Source organism: Azorhizobium doebereinerae UFLA1-100 (assembly GCF_000473085.1).
Lineage (GTDB): Bacteria > Pseudomonadota > Alphaproteobacteria > Rhizobiales > Xanthobacteraceae > Azorhizobium > Azorhizobium doebereinerae.
The window spans coordinates 74,543-90,495 of sequence record NZ_AXBA01000029.1; the positions used below are offsets into that span (position 1 = coordinate 74,543).

14 protein-coding genes and 1 riboswitch are annotated in these 15,953 nt (G+C 70.2%); of the genes, 7 read left to right on the forward strand and 7 right to left on the reverse strand.

Translation table 11 applies throughout. From position 1 onward, the window contains the following. Positions 1–291: 291 nt before the first annotated feature. The 3 genes from YU1_RS0119465 to YU1_RS0119475 all read left to right on the forward strand — a co-directional run bounded on the left by YU1_RS0119465 (position 292) and on the right by YU1_RS0119475 (position 3,572). A complete protein-coding gene (locus tag YU1_RS0119465) occupies positions 292–1,500 on the forward strand; it encodes an aspartate aminotransferase family protein (RefSeq protein ID WP_029005513.1) in 1,209 nt (402 codons plus the stop codon). Beyond that, positions 1,497–2,426: an ornithine carbamoyltransferase gene (gene argF / locus YU1_RS0119470; RefSeq protein ID WP_029005514.1), complete on the forward strand. Its 930-nt coding sequence runs from the start codon at positions 1,497–1,499 to the stop codon at positions 2,424–2,426. Before YU1_RS0119465 ends, argF begins: the two co-directional genes overlap by 4 nt. 159 nt (positions 2,427–2,585) lie before the next feature. After that, positions 2,586–3,572 (forward strand): Hsp33 family molecular chaperone, encoded by a 987-nt coding sequence (locus tag YU1_RS0119475; protein WP_029005515.1) that lies wholly within the window; start codon positions 2,586–2,588, stop codon positions 3,570–3,572. Positions 3,573–3,601: 29 nt separating this feature from the next. Here YU1_RS0119475 and YU1_RS0119480 read toward each other — a convergent pair whose 3' ends face one another. From YU1_RS0119480 to YU1_RS0119500, 5 genes are all read right to left on the reverse strand, one after another. After that, positions 3,602–5,098 carry a TrkH family potassium uptake protein gene (locus YU1_RS0119480; RefSeq protein WP_051357038.1) on the reverse strand — a complete coding sequence of 499 codons (1,497 nt, stop codon included), beginning with the start codon at positions 5,096–5,098 and terminating at the stop codon, positions 3,602–3,604. 13 nt (positions 5,099–5,111) lie between these two features. Next, positions 5,112–5,504, reverse strand: coding sequence for a Co2+/Mg2+ efflux protein ApaG (gene apaG, locus YU1_RS0119485; RefSeq protein WP_029005517.1), 393 nt, complete (start codon positions 5,502–5,504; stop codon positions 5,112–5,114). A 75-nt stretch (positions 5,505–5,579) separates the two neighbouring features. Further along, a complete protein-coding gene (locus YU1_RS0119490) occupies positions 5,580–7,034 on the reverse strand; it encodes a TRAP transporter large permease subunit (RefSeq protein ID WP_029005518.1) in 1,455 nt (484 codons plus the stop codon). Beyond that, positions 7,031–7,534 carry a hypothetical protein gene (locus YU1_RS30240; protein ID WP_051357039.1) on the reverse strand — a complete coding sequence of 168 codons (504 nt, stop codon included), beginning with the start codon at positions 7,532–7,534 and terminating at the stop codon, positions 7,031–7,033. The genes YU1_RS0119490 and YU1_RS30240 overlap by 4 nt, the downstream gene beginning before the upstream one ends. Positions 7,535–7,613: 79 nt before the next feature. Further along, a complete protein-coding gene (locus YU1_RS0119500) occupies positions 7,614–8,816 on the reverse strand; it encodes an O-succinylhomoserine sulfhydrylase (RefSeq protein WP_156922274.1) in 1,203 nt (400 codons plus the stop codon). A 53-nt stretch (positions 8,817–8,869) separates the two neighbouring features. After that, positions 8,870–8,949: riboswitch (SAM riboswitch) on the reverse strand. Between the two features lie 78 nt (positions 8,950–9,027). Here YU1_RS0119500 and YU1_RS0119505 point away from each other — a divergent pair. After that, positions 9,028–10,143, forward strand: coding sequence for a 2'-deoxycytidine 5'-triphosphate deaminase (locus YU1_RS0119505; protein ID WP_035715956.1), 1,116 nt, complete (start codon positions 9,028–9,030; stop codon positions 10,141–10,143). 13 nt (positions 10,144–10,156) lie between these two features. Here YU1_RS0119505 and YU1_RS0119510 read toward each other — a convergent pair whose 3' ends face one another. Both YU1_RS0119510 and YU1_RS0119515 read right to left on the reverse strand, forming a co-directional pair. After that, positions 10,157–12,376 carry an FUSC family protein gene (locus YU1_RS0119510; RefSeq protein WP_156922276.1) on the reverse strand — a complete coding sequence of 740 codons (2,220 nt, stop codon included), beginning with the start codon at positions 12,374–12,376 and terminating at the stop codon, positions 10,157–10,159. A 214-nt stretch (positions 12,377–12,590) separates the two neighbouring features. Then, a complete protein-coding gene (locus YU1_RS0119515) occupies positions 12,591–12,908 on the reverse strand; it encodes a hypothetical protein (RefSeq protein WP_029005522.1) in 318 nt (105 codons plus the stop codon). Between the two features lie 327 nt (positions 12,909–13,235). Here YU1_RS0119515 and zapE point away from each other — a divergent pair, with 327 nt between their 5' ends. The 3 genes from zapE to YU1_RS0119530 all read left to right on the forward strand — a co-directional run. Next, on the forward strand, positions 13,236–14,423 hold the full coding sequence (gene zapE / locus YU1_RS0119520) for a cell division protein ZapE (RefSeq protein ID WP_029005523.1): 1,188 nt from the start codon (positions 13,236–13,238) through the stop codon (positions 14,421–14,423). A 141-nt stretch (positions 14,424–14,564) separates the two neighbouring features. Further along, on the forward strand, positions 14,565–15,530 hold the full coding sequence (mdh, locus tag YU1_RS0119525) for a malate dehydrogenase (protein ID WP_029005524.1): 966 nt from the start codon (positions 14,565–14,567) through the stop codon (positions 15,528–15,530). A gap of 133 nt (positions 15,531–15,663) precedes the next feature. Then, positions 15,664–15,953 (forward strand): ATP-grasp domain-containing protein (locus tag YU1_RS0119530; protein ID WP_029005525.1); only part of this gene is annotated, 290 nt, incomplete at its 3' end.

Below are 15,953 nucleotides of genomic sequence, written 5' to 3' on the forward strand. Positions count from 1 at the left end.
ACGCAGGATGTTGGGGATCCGACGCCACTTGGGAACGGTGCCGCGCACGACATATCGTGGCCGGCGATGTGGAAGCTACAATATGAGGCGTGTGACGCGAAGAGCGAGAATCGCCCCCGGGGCTGTTTTCCCCAAGTCGTTGCAGAAACGTTAACCATTCGGGGTATGTTGACCCTGCGAGGACGATCATTAGAATCCCCTCGTCGGGCTGCCCCCGTGGGCGGCCTTTTTCCATTTGTCCAACGGCCTCGGCCCGCGGCGTCTCCAATCCACCCTCTCGAGGAGGGGTCCGTGATATCCCCCGTTCTGCCAACCTATGCGCGCGTCAATCTTGAGTTCGAGCGGGGGGAGGGCTGCTGGCTCGTGACCACGGACGGGCGACGTTATCTCGACTTCACCGCCGGGATCGCGGTCAACGTGCTGGGCCATGCCAACCCCTATCTGGTGGCCGCGCTCACCGAGCAGGCGCAGAAGCTCTGGCACACGTCCAACCTGTTCCGCATCAAGGGCGGCGAGCGGCTGGCGCAGCGGCTGACCGAGGCGACCTTCGCCGATACGGTGTTCTTCACCAATTCCGGCGCGGAAGCCCTGGAGTGCGCCATCAAGATGGCGCGCAAGTACCAGTACGTGGCCGGCAATGCCGAGCGCGCCCGCATCATCACCTTCGAGGGCGCCTTCCACGGCCGCACGCTCGCCACCATCGCCGCCGGCGGCAACGCCAAGTATCTGGAGGGCTTCGGCCCGGAGATGCCCGGCTTCGACCAGGTGCCGTTCGGCGACATCGAGGCGGTGAAGGCGGCGATCGGGCCGGAGACCGGCGGCATCCTGCTGGAGCCGGTGCAGGGCGAGGGCGGCGTGCGCGTGCCGCCGCCGAGCTTCCTCACCGCGCTGCGCGCTTTGTGCGACCAGCACGGCCTGCTGCTGATCCTCGACGAGGTGCAGAGCGGCGTCGGCCGGACCGGCAAGCTGTTCGCGCATGAATGGGCCGGCATCACGCCGGACATCATGGCGGTGGCCAAGGGCATCGGCGGCGGCTTCCCCATGGGGGCGTGCCTCGCCACCGAGGAGGCGGCCAAGGGCATGACGCTCGGCACCCACGGCTCCACCTATGGCGGCAACCCGCTGGCCATGGCGGTGGGCAATGCGGTGCTGGACAAGGTGCTGGACCCCGCCTTCCTGGAGCATGTCCGCATGATGAGCCTGCGCTTCACGCAGCTCCTGGCGGAGGTGAAGGACCGGCACCCGAACGTCATCGCCGAGGTGCGCGGCCAGGGCCTGCTGATGGGCCTCAGGGCGCAGGGGCCGGCCGCCGAGCTGGTGCTGGCACTGCGCGAGGAAGGACTGCTGGCGCCGGGCGCCGGCGACAATGTGGTGCGCCTGCTGCCGCCTCTGGTGGTCAGCGAGGAGGAAGTCGGCATCGCCGTCCAGAAGATCGAGGCGGCGTGCCGGCGGATCGAGGACGGGATGGCGGCTGCGCCGGTGAAGGGGGCCGCCGAATGAGCGGGACGAGCGTGCGTCATTTTCTCGACCTGACCGATCTCGAAGCGGTCGACCTGCGGCGGGTGCTGGAACTCTCCAAGACGCTCAAGGCGCAGCGCAAGGCCGGCCAGGAGGAAAAACCCCTGGCCGGCAAGTCGCTGGCCATGGTGTTCGACAAGCCGTCCACCCGCACGCGGGTGTCGTTCGACCTCGCCATGCGCCAGCTCGGCGGCGAGACCATCATGCTGACCGGCGCGGAGATGCAGCTCGGCCGCGGCGAGAGCATCGCCGACACGGCCCGCGTGCTCTCGCGCTTCGTCGACGCCATCATGATCCGCATCCTCAGCCATGAGGACCTGATGGAGCTGGCGCGCTACGCCACCGTGCCGGTCATCAACGGCCTGACCCGCATCTCCCATCCCTGCCAGGTGATGGCGGACGTGCTGACGTTCGAGGAGCACAAGGGGCCGATCACCGGCCGCCACGTGGCCTGGACCGGGGACGCCAACAACGTGCTGGCCTCCTGGGTGCACGCGGCGGCGCAGTTCGACTTCTCCATGAGCGTGGCCTGCCCGAAGGAACTCTCGCCGCGCCAGGCGCTCAAGGACTTCGTCAAGCGCACCAAGGCCAAGGTCCGCTTCATGCGCGACCCGGACCAGGCGGTGGAGGGCGCGGACTGCGTCATCACCGACACCTGGGTGTCCATGGGCGACAAGGAGGCCGAGCGCCGCCACAACCTGCTGAAGCCCTACCAGGTCAACGCGGCGCTGATGGCCCGCGCCAATCCCGGCGCCATCTTCATGCACTGCCTGCCGGCCCATCGCGGCGAGGAAGTGACCGACGAGGTGATGGACGGCCCGCAGTCGGTGGTGTTCGACGAGGCCGAGAACCGCCTGCATGCCCAGAAGGGCATTCTGGCCTGGTGCCTGGACAAGGCGCAGGCCTGACGGGCAGGGCCCGGTCCGACTGGACAAAGCGCGGGTCCGATACCACCTGTCGGCAAGGCCCACCCCGTCGCGGGGTGGGCGCGTGGCGTTTGGCCGGATCGGCCCCCGGATGCTTCGGCAGGTCCGGGGCCGGTGACTTTTGTGATGCGTGGAGCCCCCATGGTTGAAGAGGCGAGATCCCCCCGGCTGGACGCGGACGACTGCGTGACGCCGTTCCAGGTGGAGGGGCTGGACGTGCGCGGCCGCGTGGTGCGCCTCGGCGCCGGCCTCGACGCGGTGCTGGCCCACCACGCCTACCCCGCCCCGGTGAAGCGGGTGATCGGCGAGGCGGTGGTGCTCACCGCCTTGCTCGGCTCCTCGCTGAAGTTCGACGGCCGCTTCATCCTCCAGACCCAGACCGACGGGCCGGTGGACATGGTGGTGGTGGACTTCGTCACCCCCGACAAGATCCGCGCCTATGCCCGCTTCGATGCGGACGCCGTGGCGGCGGCCGAGGGCGGCAACGCCGCCGCGCCGGCCCAGCTGCTGGGGCGCGGGCATCTGGCCATGACCATCGACCAGGGCCTCTCGGTCAACCGCTACCAGGGCGTGGTCGCCCTGGCGGGGGAGGGGCTGGAGGAGGCCGCGCACGAATATTTCCGCCAGTCGGAGCAGATCCCCACCCGCGTGCGCCTCGCCGTGGGCGAGGAACTGCACGCCGGCGGGGCGTCCTCCTGGCGGGCGGGCGGCTTCCTGGTGCAGTTCCTGCCGGAGGAGGCCGGCCGCGCGGCGCAGGCCGACCTGCATCCGGGCGATGCGCCGGAAGGCGCTGCGGTCCACGCGGTGGACGAGGACGACGCCTGGACCGAGGCGCAGGCCCTGGCCACGACCCTGGAGGACGTGGAACTCATCGATCCGGCCCTGTCCGGCGAACAGCTGCTGTTCCGCCTGTTCCACGAACGGGGCGTGCGGGTGTTCGAGACCCAGCCGCTGGCGGCGCAATGCTCCTGCTCGCGAGAGCGCGTGGCGGGCGTGCTCGCCAGCTTCTCCCCGGAGGAGCGGCGCGACATGATCCAGGACGACGGGCGGGTGACGGTGACCTGCGAGTTCTGCGGCCGCTCCTACGGCTTCGCCGCCGAGGAGGTGCTGGGCCACGCGGATTCCTGATCCCCGGGGCCGTCTCCGGTCTCCGGGCCTCAGCGCATCCAGAAGCGCGGCAGGGTCAGCACCAGCACGGTCACGATCTCCAGCCGGCCCAGCAGCATCACCAAGGTGAGGATGCCGATCACCGGATCGGACAGGTTGGCATAGGTGGTCGCCGGCCCGACCAGCGGGCCGAGGCCCGGCCCCACGTTGGACAGGCAGGCGATGGTGGCGGACACCGCGCTGCGCAGGTCGAGCCCCAGGGCGCTGAGCAGCGCGCTGGCGACGGCGAAGGTGGCGATGTAGAGGAAGATGAAGCCGAGCACCGAGGCGACCACGTCGTCGGCCACCGGCGCGCCGCCGTAGCGGATGGGAAACAGCCCGTTGCGGTAGGAGATGCGCTTCAGGTGCTGGCGCACCGCCTTCATGGCGATGAGCAGGCGCAGGCTCTTCAGCCCGCCGGCGGTGGAGCCGGTGCAGCCGCCCAGGAACATCAGCACGAAGAACAGCGCGTCGGAGAGCGGCCCCCAATTGGTGTAGTCCACCGACATGAAGCCGGTGGTGGAGACCAGCGAGGCCACGGTGAACAGCGCGCCGCGCAGCGCCGGCTCGCCCTCCGCCACCCCCTGGAACACCTGTTGCAGGAAGGAGGCGACGGTGAAGGCCGCGACGATGGCGAAGAACAGCCGGACCTCTGAATTGCGGAACAGCTTCCACACGTCGCCGCCGAGCGCCCGCACATAGAGCGGGAAGGGCAGGCTCGCCGCCAGCATGAAGACGATGGCCACATAGTCCACCGCCGGGTTGGCGAATACGCTGATGGAGGAATCCGAATTGGCGAACCCGCCGCTGGACACGGTGGACAAGGCGAGCGTGACGGCATCGAACAGCGGCATCCCGGCGAGGACATATCCCGTCGCGCACAGGATGCTCAGGACCACATAGGCGGTCAGCAGGCCCTTCGCCACGGCCCCCGCGCGGGGCAGGAACTTCTCCGAGCGGTCGGAGGATTCGGTGCGGAACAGCTGCATCCCGCCGATGCTCAGCGCCGGCAGCACGGCGATGGCGATGACCACGATGCCGATGCCGCCGAACCAGTGCAGCATGGCCCGCCACAGCAGGACGCCGGGGGCGGCGGCGTCCAGCCCGCTCATCACCGTCGAGCCGGTGGTGGTCAGGCCGGAGACGCTCTCGAACAGCGCGTGCACGAAGCTGAGGTGCGGCGGCCCCCACATCAGCGGCAGGGTGGCGAACAGGGACAGCACCACCCAGACCGAGGTGGTGAGCAGGAAGGCCTGGCGCAGGTCGAGCCGCAGCCGGCCGCCGGCGCGGCCCGAGACGGTCAGCAGCACGCCGACGAAGATGGTGATCGCCGCCGAGCCGACGAAGGCGCCCTGGCCGCCCGATCCGGCGCGGAAATCCGCCAGCGCGGGCAGCAGCATGCTGGCGCCGAGGATGGTCAGCAGCGTGCCGAGCGTCGCCGCGATGGGGCGCAGGTCGAGCGCCGGCGTGGCCTCCCTTTGCACCCGTGAGGCTCTCGCCAGAGTCATCAGCGCCGCCGCTTCAGTTCAGGACCCGGGGCATATGGGGAATGTCGAGAGAGAACGCCGGGATTTCCACGGAGAAGGTCTCGCCACCCTCGGTGAGCATGTCGTAGCGCCCGTTCATGATGCCGGTGACGGTGGAGAGCGGGACACCGCTCGTATATTCGAACCGGCCGCCGGGCGGAAGCACGGGTTCCTCGCCCACCACGCCGGAGCCGTGCACCTCTTCCACATGGCCGCGCGCGTCGGTGATCACCCAGTGGCGCGCCTTGAGCTGCACCGTGGTGCGGCCGAGGTTCACCACCTCGATGGTGTAGGCCCAGAAATGCCGGCCTTCGTCCGGCTCCGACCGTTCCGCCACATAGCGCGGCGTCGCGGTGACCTGGATCTTGCGCGTGGTCGCCCGGTACATGCTGACGCGTCCCTTTCCATGCATCCACGGATGGCGAGGAAATGGATGCACCGGCAGGATGCGAGCATGAGGCTTTCAGTTCAAGGCCGCAGGTGCCGCATCGGGCGGCGGGGGCAGCATCTCGTCCAGGTTCCGGCGCATCTCGTCCGGGGTGAGGGGCGCCGGCGCGGCCGGCGGCGCGAGGCCGAACCGCTCGCGCGGATGGACCAGGGCGGGGATTGCGAAGACGCTGGCGAGCACCAGCACCTGGACCGCCACATAGGGCAGCAGCGCCCGCAGGACCGCCGGCATGGAGGCCTTGCCCTTCAGCATGTCGCGCGTCACCACCAGGGCATAGCCGAGCGGCGGCAGCAGGAAGCTGAGCTGGAGGGTCAGCAGGATCAGCACCGCCACCCAGGTGGCGTCGGGCACGCGCATCAGCAGCGGCGGCACGATGATCGGCACGATCACGAACACGATCTCGAAGGCGTCGAGCACCAGGGCGCAGGCGGCCAGGACGACCAGCGCCGCGCCGGTGGCGAGGTGGGGGCCGCCGGGCAGGGCCAGCATGGCGTCGGCGATCAGCTTGTCGGTGCCGAACAGCCGGAAGACCAGGGTGAGCGTCGTCGCCGCCGCGAGCAGGGCGAACAGCGCCCCGGTCATCCGCATGGCCTGGTCGAGCAGCGGGCCGATGGTGGCGCGCGAGACGTGGCCGCTGGCCAATCCGGCGACGAACAGCACCAGCGCGCCGCAGGCGGCCGCCTCCACCGGATAGACATAGCCGAGCGTGACGCTCGCCAGCAGCCCGCCGACGAAGGGCAGGGCCAGGGCGCTGATGATGGCGTCGCTTCGCCGCAGCGGCACATGGCTGGGGCGGACCTGCCCCGGCCGGTGGCGCCAGAGGAACAGGGTCATCAGCACGGCGCCGCCGATGAACAGGGCGGCGGGGACCAGCGCGCCCTGGAAGACGTTCTGGGTATTGACGACCTGTTCCATCCGCCCGGTGGCGTTGAGCGCCACGGTATGGGCGTTGAGCATGGCGTCGCCCAGCAGGATCAGCACCAGCGAGGGCGGCACCACCACGCCGAGCGTGGCGGCGGTGGCGGTGACGGCCTGGACCGTGGCGAGCGGCACGTGCCGGGCGCGCATCTCCGGCGCGATGGTGCGCGACAGGGCCATGGCGCTGGCCCCGACCGATCCGTTCATCGGGCCGATGAGCACGCCGATGGCGAGCCCCGCCACCGGCGCGCTGGCGCCGGAGCGGGGCAGGAGGGCGAGGCCGGTGTGGAACAATGCGGAGGCCACCGGCAGGCGGTTCAGCAGCAGTCCCATGAGCACGAACAAAGGCAGGGCCTGGAGCAGGTCGCTGCTCATCAGGTCCACGATGCGCGCGGGCAGGGCATAGAGCAGGTTGGGCGCGATCGTGCCGCTGAGCAGCCCGACCACCAGCCCGACCACAGCGGTGCCGAGCAGGATGACCACGTTCGGCAGCCCGGTGAACACCGTGCCGAGGCCGATCATCAGCAGGAGCACGAGGCCGAAGGCGCTCATGGATGGGGGTCCGCGGGGCGCGCGTCCGCGGCGAAGACGTCGAGCAGCGCCTGGAGGAAGGCCAGCAGGGCCAGCAGCCACATGGCGGCTTTCACCAGGAAATAGCCGGGATTGTAGGTCTCGGGGAAGGATTCCAGGCTCGCCAGGGATTGCGCCGTAAGGCTGGAGCCCGTCACCAGGAGCCAGATCGACCAGGGCAGCATGCCCAGCGCCGCGCCGACGCGCGCGAGGCGGGCGCGGGTGGGAGCGCGGTAGCGGTGGGCGAACAGGTCGCTGGCGAGATGGGCCCGGGCCCGCGTCGCCGCGGTGACGGCGACCGCCACATAGAGGGCGAACATCCATTGGCCGAGGTCGTTGGCCTCGCGCGAATAGGCCCGGACCAACTCGCGCAGTGGCCATTGCAGGAACAGCAGCAGGGAGACAGGGAGGATCAGCCAGCGCGCCGCGCGGAGCGCGGCGTCGAGGCCCTCCGAGACCAGCCCCGCCAGCCTGCGTCCCATCCCCCGGTCTCCCGCCTCCGGGTTGGAGGCGTGGGACCAGGGTAGCGAGGGGCGAAGGGTTGTCCAGCCCGCCCGGCGGTCAGACCGCCTTGAGCGCCTGGTCGAGGTCGGCGATCAAATCGTCGGGGTACTCCAGGCCCACCGAGAGGCGCACCAGCCCGTCGGAAATGCCCATGTCCGCCCGCGCCTCCGGCGTGAAGCGCTGGTGCGTGGTGGTGGCGGGATGGGTGAGCAGGCTCTTGGCATCGCCGAGATTGTTGGAGATGCGGATCACCTTCAGCGCGTTGGCGAAGCGGAAGGCCCCGTCCTTGCCGCCTTCGACCACGAAGGTGACGAGAGTGCCGCCGCCGCGCATCTGCCGGCGGGCGAGGGCCGCCTGCGGATGGTCGGCGCGGAACGGATAGAGCACCTTCTCCACCTTCGGCGCGCCGGCCAGCGTGTCCGCCAGCGTGGCGGCGGTGGCCTGCGCCCGCTCCACCCGCAGGCCCAGCGTCTCCAGGCCCTTCAGCAGCACCCAGGCGTTGAACGGCGAGATGGAGGGGCCGGTCTGGCGCAGGAAGGTCTGGAGGTGGTCGGTGACGAACTGCTGCGAGGCCAGCACCACGCCGCCCAGGCACCGCCCCTGGCCGTCGATATGCTTGGTGGCGGAATAGACCACGATGTCGGCGCCGAGCGCGAATGGCTTCTGCAGCAGCGGGGTGGCGAAGACGTTGTCCACGACCAGCTTCGCCCCGGCGGCATGGGCGATGTCCGCCACCGCCTTGATGTCGATGATCTCCAGCGTCGGGTTGGTCGGGCTCTCCAGGAAGAAGATGCGCGTATTGGGCCGCGCGGCGGCCTGCCAGGCGGCAAGGTCGGTGCCGTCCACCAGCGTGGTCTCGACGCCGTAGCGCGGCAGGAAGTCTTCCAGGATCCAGCGGCAGGAGCCGAACAGCGCGCGCGCCGCCACCACATGGTCGCCGGACTTCAGCTGGCACAGCAGCGCCGCATTCACCGCCGCCATGCCGGAGGCGGTGGCGCGGGCGGCCTCCGCCCCGTCCAGCAGCGCCATGCGCTCCTCGAACATGGCGGTGGTGGGGTTGCCGTAGCGCGAATAGACGAAGCCGGGGTCCTCGCCCTTGAAGCGGGCCTCGCAGGCCTCGGCGCTGTCGTAGACGAAGCCCTGCGTGAGGTAGAGCGCCTCCGACGTCTCGCCATAGGGCGAGCGCGTGGTGCCGCCATGGACGAGCAGGGTCTCGGGATGCAAAGTTGCGGGATCCGGGGGGATGAACGTCGACGCCACGGTATAAGCCTTCCGACGAGGCCGGGACCCGTGCACGAGGGTGCGAAAGCGCCTTGTGACGTTCCCCGGCCTTTTAGCGATTTGTTTAACGTGGCAGCAAGCCGGCCGGCTCAAATTCACCACGAGCGTTCGGCACTTAAATCCCTCGCCACCTTGGCGTCAAGGGAAGCGTCCGTTAAAACGAACGCGACGAGCGGAAGCGGAGCTGAGCGTGGCCGAACAGCAAAGAGCAGGCATTCTCCCGGCGCAGGCCATCGCGGCGCTCGCCGAGGAAGGCGGGATTCGGACGCGCCGTCCCCTGGACGACGACCAGATCCAGCCGGCGAGCCTGGACCTGCGGCTGGGGCGCAGCGCCTGGCGCATCCGCGCCAGCTTCCTGCCCGGCGCCGGCATCACGGTGAAGGACCGCCTGTCCGAGCTGGCGCTGCACAAGCTCGACCTCGCCGACGGGGCGGTGCTGGAGACGGGCTGCGTCTATCTGGTGCCGCTGTTCGAGAAGCTGCGGCTGCCCGTGGACGTGGCGGCCTCCGCCAATCCGAAGAGCTCCACCGGGCGGCTCGACGTCTTCACCCGCGTCATCGCCGACGGCGCGCGGGCGTTCGACGCCATCCCCATGGGCTATGAGGGCCCGCTCTATCTGGAAATCTCGCCGCGCACCTTCCCCATCCTGGTGCGCACCGGCTCGCGGCTGTCGCAGGTCCGCTTCCGCCGCGGGGTCTCCCGCCTGTCCGACCTGGAACTGCTGAACCTCCAGCAGGAGCAGCGGCTGGTGGATTCCGACGCGCCGGACGTGGCGGGGGGCGGCATCGCCCTCGGCGTCGATCTCGCCGGTGAGGCCTGGAACGGCATCCTCGGCTTCCGCGCCAAGAAGCACACCGGCGTGGTGGACGTGGACAAGCGCGGCGGCCTCGACGTGGAGGATTTCTGGGAGCCGCTGCGCGCGCGCGGCAGCACCTCCCTGGTGCTCGACCCCGACGCCTTCTACATCCTCGCCTCGCGCGAGGCGGTGCACGTGCCCCCCGACCAGGCGGCGGAGATGGTGCCGTTCGACCCGCTGGTGGGCGAGTTCCGGGTGCATTACGCCGGCTTCTTCGACCCCGGCTTCGGCCATGCCCCGGCGGGCGGGGCGCATGCGCGGGCGGTGCTGGAGGTGCGCTCCCGCGAGGTGCCGTTCATCCTGGAGCACGGCCAGACGGTCGGTCGCCTCGTCTATGAGCGCATGGCGGCGCGGCCGAGCCACCTCTATGGCGAGGCGCTCGGCTCCAACTACCAGGGCCAGGGGCTGAAGCTGTCCAAGCATTTCCGCCCGTTCGTGCCGGGCGGCTGACGCCGGCGCGCGGTCAGGCCGCCTCCTGCGCGCCGTCCGCCGCCTTGTCCTTCGCCTTCGCCGGGCTCGCCGGGGCCGGGTTCAGCACCGTGCGCAGGTCGGCCAGCGGCTGGAGGATGGCGTCGGAAAAGGCGAGATAGTCGGCCACGAACGGCAGCAGCCGGCGGGAGGTCTCGTCGGTGGTGTCGCCGAGCGCGGCGGACAGCGCCGCCTCCACCTGCGGCGCGCCGCGGATCTCCGCCTCCGGCGCCGCATCCCCGAGCGCCAGGTCGAAGCCCTGCAAGGTGCGCGAGCGCGCGGCCTCCAGCGCGTTGACGATCTCCTCCGGCGGCGAGAGCGCGGACAGGCGCTGCGCGGCGTCCTCCAGCAGGGCCAGATAGGTGGTGAGGATGTCCAGCGTGGACACCAGGTTCACCACGTCGCCGGCGGTGCGGTGGCCGAGCGAGGATTCCGCGTCGATCTGCGGCAGGCGCTCCATCACCGGGCGCATCTCCCAGGCCAGCGCGCTCACCGATTCCCGCTTCTCGCCGCGCGGCCACCAGCCGGCGAAGGCCGAGCGGCAGCGGGCGACCACGGTCTTCACCTGGGTCAGCACCTCGTCGCTGCCGTAGATGGGCAGCACCAGATAGGACACCACCAGCGCCACCACCGCGCCGATGGCGGTCTCGTAGATGCGCGAGATCATGCCCTCGGCGCTGAGGCCGGTGACGAGATGCAGCCCCACCACCACCGACAGGCCGGTGGCGGCGGAGGCGATGTCGTAGCGGTCGCGCATGGTCAGCAGGCCCACCACCTGCCCGATCAGGCAGATGACGGCGAGGAACCACACCGCGTCGCTCAGCATGTGCACGGCGGCGACGCCCACCAGCACGCCCAGCACCGTGCCCCAGGTGCGGTAGCGCACCCGCACATAGGTCTCGCCCAGGCTGTTGCCGAGCACGAACATCACCGTCATCGTCGCCCAATAGGCGTGGTCGAGGCCGATGACGATGTCGAGGCCGGTGGTGAAGCTGGTGGCGATCAGCGCCTGGATGGCGACCCGGATGGCCGGGGTGGCCGAGAGCGGCGTGGCGGGGGCGGCGGACGTGGCTGCCTGGGACGCGGCCTTGGGCGCGGGCGGGCTGGCGAAGGCGGCGACGCTCGCCTCCACCGGGCGGTCGAGGCGGAATTTCTCCAGCCCGCCCACCAGCAGGGCGAGGCGCTCGAACGCGGTGACCGCGCGCAGCAGGGTCAATTGCACCTTGGCGTCGATGTCGGCGGCGGTCGCGGCGCGGCGCAGCCGCGACAGCGCCGTGTCCAGCTTGAGGTCGCGGGCTTCCGGCCCGTGGCCGATGCGGTCGAGGTGGCGGGCCACTTCCTCCGCCATGGAGGCGACCGGAACCGCCCAACTGCGGCGGGTGGGATCCTCGGCATGGACGGGCGGGATGCAGTCGCGCAGCAATTGGGTGGCGACGCGCAGGCGATAGACGTTGGTACGCACCGCCTCCACCCAGGCGCGGGCGTCGGGGGCCTCGGCGGTGGCGGCGAGCAGCGCCACCCGCACCCGCACCCGGAGGCGGTGGAGCACCGTCTCGGCGGGCTTGGGCACCTCGTGGCCGGCGCGGATGGCGTCCGCCAGCAGGCGCAGATAGTCGCCGACGCCGCGCACGGCATCCACCACGGCGTCGTTATAGGCCTGCATCGCGCTCGGCCGGAACGGCGACAGGCGGATCAGGGCGGTGACGATGAAGCCTTCCACCGAGGCCAGCAGCAGCCAGGTGCCCTGCTCGTGGGTCGGGCGCAGGATCGCGGCCACCGTGGCGATGATGATGAGGGCGATGCCGAGCCGCTGGCCCTCCATGCCGTAGCGGCGCAGGTACATGGCCACGAACGACAGCGGCACCAGCATCAGCTTGAGGATGAGGCCGTTGGTCTCGTGGTTGCCGGGGCCGATGATGGCCACCAGCAGCAGGAAGCTCAGGGTGACGCCGAACACGCGGGCGAAGGATTTCGCCTCGATGGCGATGGAGGCGGCGGGCGTGAAGGTGATCAGCACCGAGGCGGTCATCGCCCCGACCATGGGGAAGATCACGTCGAGATGCAGCCCGAAGATGCGGGATGTCGCATAGCCCAGGATGATGATGACGACGTAGGCCAGCGCCAGATCGAACGCCCGGAACTGGTCGATGCCGCCGGGGTCGTGGTCGTCCAGCCAGGCCCTCAGCCGGTGGAGGAGCGGCCGGTGCCCGGACATGCCGTCTTGGTCCGTCACGCTGTCTTGGGAAGGCCTGAACTTCACTGCGCGCACCCGCATCCCGCTCCGGAACCCAAGGTTGGGCCATGGCGGAGACCAAATGTCCAGGGCCGGAACCGCCCGGACGAAGGCGTTGCGGAGGCGCGGTTAAGGAAATCGTCCCCCGGCGCGGGCGGGGGCTCGCGCCGGGGGACAAAAGCCGGTGGAGGGAGCCTTAGTAAGGCGAGGCGGGGGCGTAAACCGCGCCGTAGGACGGCTCGGGCGTGACCACGTAGGTCGGGGTCACCGGCACGTAGACCCGGGGCGCGGGCACCACCATGGTGGAGTTCCGGCCGCCGACCGCCTGGGAATACTGGTCCTGCATCAGCATGTAGCCGCCGTGCCGGCTCAGGTAGTCCATCTGCCGCTGCTGAACCATGCTGTCGTTCACCTGGTTGACGGAATCGTCGGCCGAGGCGGCGGCGGAGAGCCCGGCGGCGCCGGTGGCGAGGGCCAAAGTGAAAGCGGCGGTCCGCAGAAGAGACGTGCTCATTGGCTGTTCCTTTCGCTGCTTGCCCCGCTCCGGCTGGCGGGCGGGGCGGTTGGCGATCCGTCGCGCTGGGCGCGGGGGCGCCGGCCGCGGATCGACGACGCGCAAGGTGCCCGAAGGCGGCCGTTCCGCCGCCGCGCCCTGCGCTCACACGGGAAAGCAACGTCCCATTCCGGATTTGGTTTCCTCCGCTTCCAGGGCCGAAGGCGCAGGCTCCGGCTTGCGGGCGCGCGGACGGGCGTCTAGAGCACGGGCCGAGCCCTCCCGCAGTGCGGGAGGCGTCACGATGAGAGCTGAGGCGACGGCCCTGGGCCGCGGGCCGGAGGAGCCATGGGCATCGAGAGCGGCAGCCGCGTTCTGGCGCGGTACAGGGCCATGCTGGCCGGCGGGGACATCAAGGAAGACGTCGCGCAGGCGAGCGTGGTGGAGGCCCTGGCCCGGCTCGAACTGGCCCTGAAGGACCGGGCGCTGGCGAAGAAGTCGTCGGCGCTGGGCTGGCTGTTCCACCGCCGCGCCGCCGCGCCGCCGCCGCGCGGCCTCTACATCTACGGCCGGGTCGGGCGCGGCAAGACCATGCTGATGGACCTGTTCTTCGACGCCGTCAGCCACGTGTCCAAGCGCCGGGCGCATTTCCACGAGTTCATGGCCGACGTGCACGAGCGCATCTATGCGGAGCGCGAGGCCCAGAAGCGGGGCGAGCGCCGCACCGCCGATCCGCTGGTTCCCGTGGCCGCGGCCCTGGCGGCGGAGGCCAAGGTATTGTGCTTCGACGAGTTCCACGTCACCGACATCGCCGACGCCATGATTCTCGGACGCCTGTTCCAGCGCCTGTTCGACGACGGCGTGGTGCTGGTGGCCACCTCCAACGTGGCGCCGAAGGACCTCTATGCCGGCGGCCTCAACCGGGCGCTGTTCCTGCCGTTCATCGGCATGATCGAGCAGCGCACCGAGGTGCTGGCGCTCGACGCCAACACCGACTACCGCATGGAGAAGCTGGACGGGGTCAAGGTCTGGCACCATCCGCTGGACGCCGCCGCGCACGACGCCATCGCCGCCACCTGGCTGAAATTGGCCGGGCCGGACGGCGGCAAGCCGATGGAACTGCACATGAAGGGCCGCATCCTGCCGGTGCCGCTGGCGGGCGGCGGGGCGGCGCGCTTCACCTTCGCGGACCTGTGCGAGCACCCGCTCGGCGCGTCGGACTATCTGCGCCTCGCCCGCACGTTCCACACGATCGTGGTGGAGAATATCCCCGCGCTCAATCCCGAGCGGCGGAACGAGGCCAAGCGCTTCATCACCCTGATCGACGCGCTCTATGACAATAACGTCAAGCTCGTCGCCTCCGCCGCCACCGACCCGGAGGGCCTCTATGGCGGGGCGGACGGGACCGAGGCGTTCGAGTTCGCCCGCACCGTCTCGCGCCTGCACGAGATGCGGTCGGAGGAATATCTGTCCCAGCCGCACGGCCGGGGCGACTCCGCCGCAAGCGGGGATGCCACCGGACTGGTGGAAACCTGAGCCCGTCCGGGGGCGGTTGATTCCGGGGACCGCTGCGAAAGCCGTAGACGCGGGTGTCTTGAACCCCTGTGCGGATGGGAGTAGTCAAGCCCCGCTCGGCACCAGCCGTGATCCCCCTGTTGTTCCGAGGATCCCTCCTTCATGGCGCGCAGCAAGATTGCCCTGATCGGCGCCGGCCAGATCGGCGGTACGCTTGCATTGCTCGCGGGCCTGAAGGAGTTGGGCGACATCGTCCTGTTCGACGTGGCCGAGGGCACGCCGCAGGGCAAGGCGCTGGATCTGGCCGAGCTTGCCCCGGTGGCGGGCTTCGATGCCCGGCTGCTGGGCACCAATGCCTATGAGCATATCGCCGGGGCCGACGTGGTGATCGTCACCGCCGGCATCCCGCGCAAGCCGGGCATGAGCCGGGACGACCTGCTCAGCGTCAATCTCAAGGTCATGGAGCAGGCCGGCTCGGGCATCGCCAAATACGCCCCCGACGCCTTCGTGATCTGCATCACCAATCCGCTCGACGCCATGGTGTGGGCGCTCCAGCGCGCCTCCGGCCTGCCGCGCCAGAAGGTGGTGGGCATGGCCGGCGTGCTGGACAGCGCCCGGCTGCGCTTCTTCCTGGCCGACGAGTTCAACGTCTCGGTGGAGGACGTCACCGCCTTCGTGCTGGGCGGCCACGGCGACAGCATGGTGCCGCTGCTGCGCTATTGCACCGTGGCGGGCATCCCGGTGCCGGACCTCATCCGCATCGGCTGGACCAGCCAGGAGCGCATCGACGCCATCATCGAGCGCACCCGCAACGGCGGCGCGGAGGTGGTCGAGCTGCTGAAGACCGGCTCGGCCTTCTATGCGCCGGCGGCCTCGGCCATCGCCATGGCGGAGAGCTACCTGAAGGACAAGAAGCGGGTGCTCCCGGTGGCCGCCGCCTTGTCGGGGGAATACGGCCTCAGGGACATCTATGTGGGCGTGCCGGCGGTGATCGGCGCCCGCGGCGTGGAGCGCATCGTCGAGCTGGAGCTCGAACGGGGCGAGCGCGCGCAATTCGACAAGTCGGTGTCCGCCGTCCAGGGACTGGTGGATGCCTGCCTCAAGATCGCACCGGACCTCGGACGGTGAGAGCGTGACCACCGGCGGCCTTGCGGGCCGCCGTTTTCATGCCGGCGGGGCGACCCGCGGGCAAGTTTCAACCCGAAGTGTTCCACTCCCGTCCGGGAGGAGGGCAGTTCGCAACCCTTAGGGACGGAGCCCCATGAACATCCATGAGTATCAGGCGAAGGCTCTTCTGAAGACGTATGGAGCGCCGGTTTCGCGCGGCGTTCCGGTTCTGGCTGCGGGCGAGGCGGAAGCNGCGGCGCGTGAGCTTGGCGGCCCGCTTTGGGTGGTCAAGTCGCAGATCCACGCGGGTGGCCGCGGCAAGGGCAAGTTCAAGGAAGCGGCTGCGGGCGAGAAGGGCGGCGTGCGCCTGGCCCGTTCGGTGGAGGAGGTGAAGACCTTCGTCGAGCAGATGCTGGGCAACACGCTGGTGACGGCGCAGACCGG

Coding starts and splice junctions, on each gene's coding strand:
- argF (WP_029005514.1), top strand. CDS start 1,497: ATGAGCGGGACGAGCGTGCGTCATTTTCTCGACCTGACCGATCTCGAA.
- YU1_RS0119475 (WP_029005515.1), top strand. CDS start 2,586: ATGGTTGAAGAGGCGAGATCCCCCCGGCTGGACGCGGACGACTGCGTG.
- YU1_RS0119480 (WP_051357038.1), bottom strand. CDS start 5,098: ATGACTCTGGCGAGAGCCTCACGGGTGCAAAGGGAGGCCACGCCGGCG.
- apaG (WP_029005517.1), bottom strand. CDS start 5,504: ATGTACCGGGCGACCACGCGCAAGATCCAGGTCACCGCGACGCCGCGC.
- YU1_RS0119490 (WP_029005518.1), bottom strand. CDS start 7,034: ATGAGCGCCTTCGGCCTCGTGCTCCTGCTGATGATCGGCCTCGGCACG.
- YU1_RS30240 (WP_051357039.1), bottom strand. CDS start 7,534: ATGGGACGCAGGCTGGCGGGGCTGGTCTCGGAGGGCCTCGACGCCGCG.
- YU1_RS0119510 (WP_156922276.1), bottom strand. CDS start 12,376: ATGTCCGGGCACCGGCCGCTCCTCCACCGGCTGAGGGCCTGGCTGGAC.
- YU1_RS0119515 (WP_029005522.1), bottom strand. CDS start 12,908: ATGAGCACGTCTCTTCTGCGGACCGCCGCTTTCACTTTGGCCCTCGCC.
- zapE (WP_029005523.1), top strand. CDS start 13,236: ATGGGCATCGAGAGCGGCAGCCGCGTTCTGGCGCGGTACAGGGCCATG.
- mdh (WP_029005524.1), top strand. CDS start 14,565: ATGGCGCGCAGCAAGATTGCCCTGATCGGCGCCGGCCAGATCGGCGGT.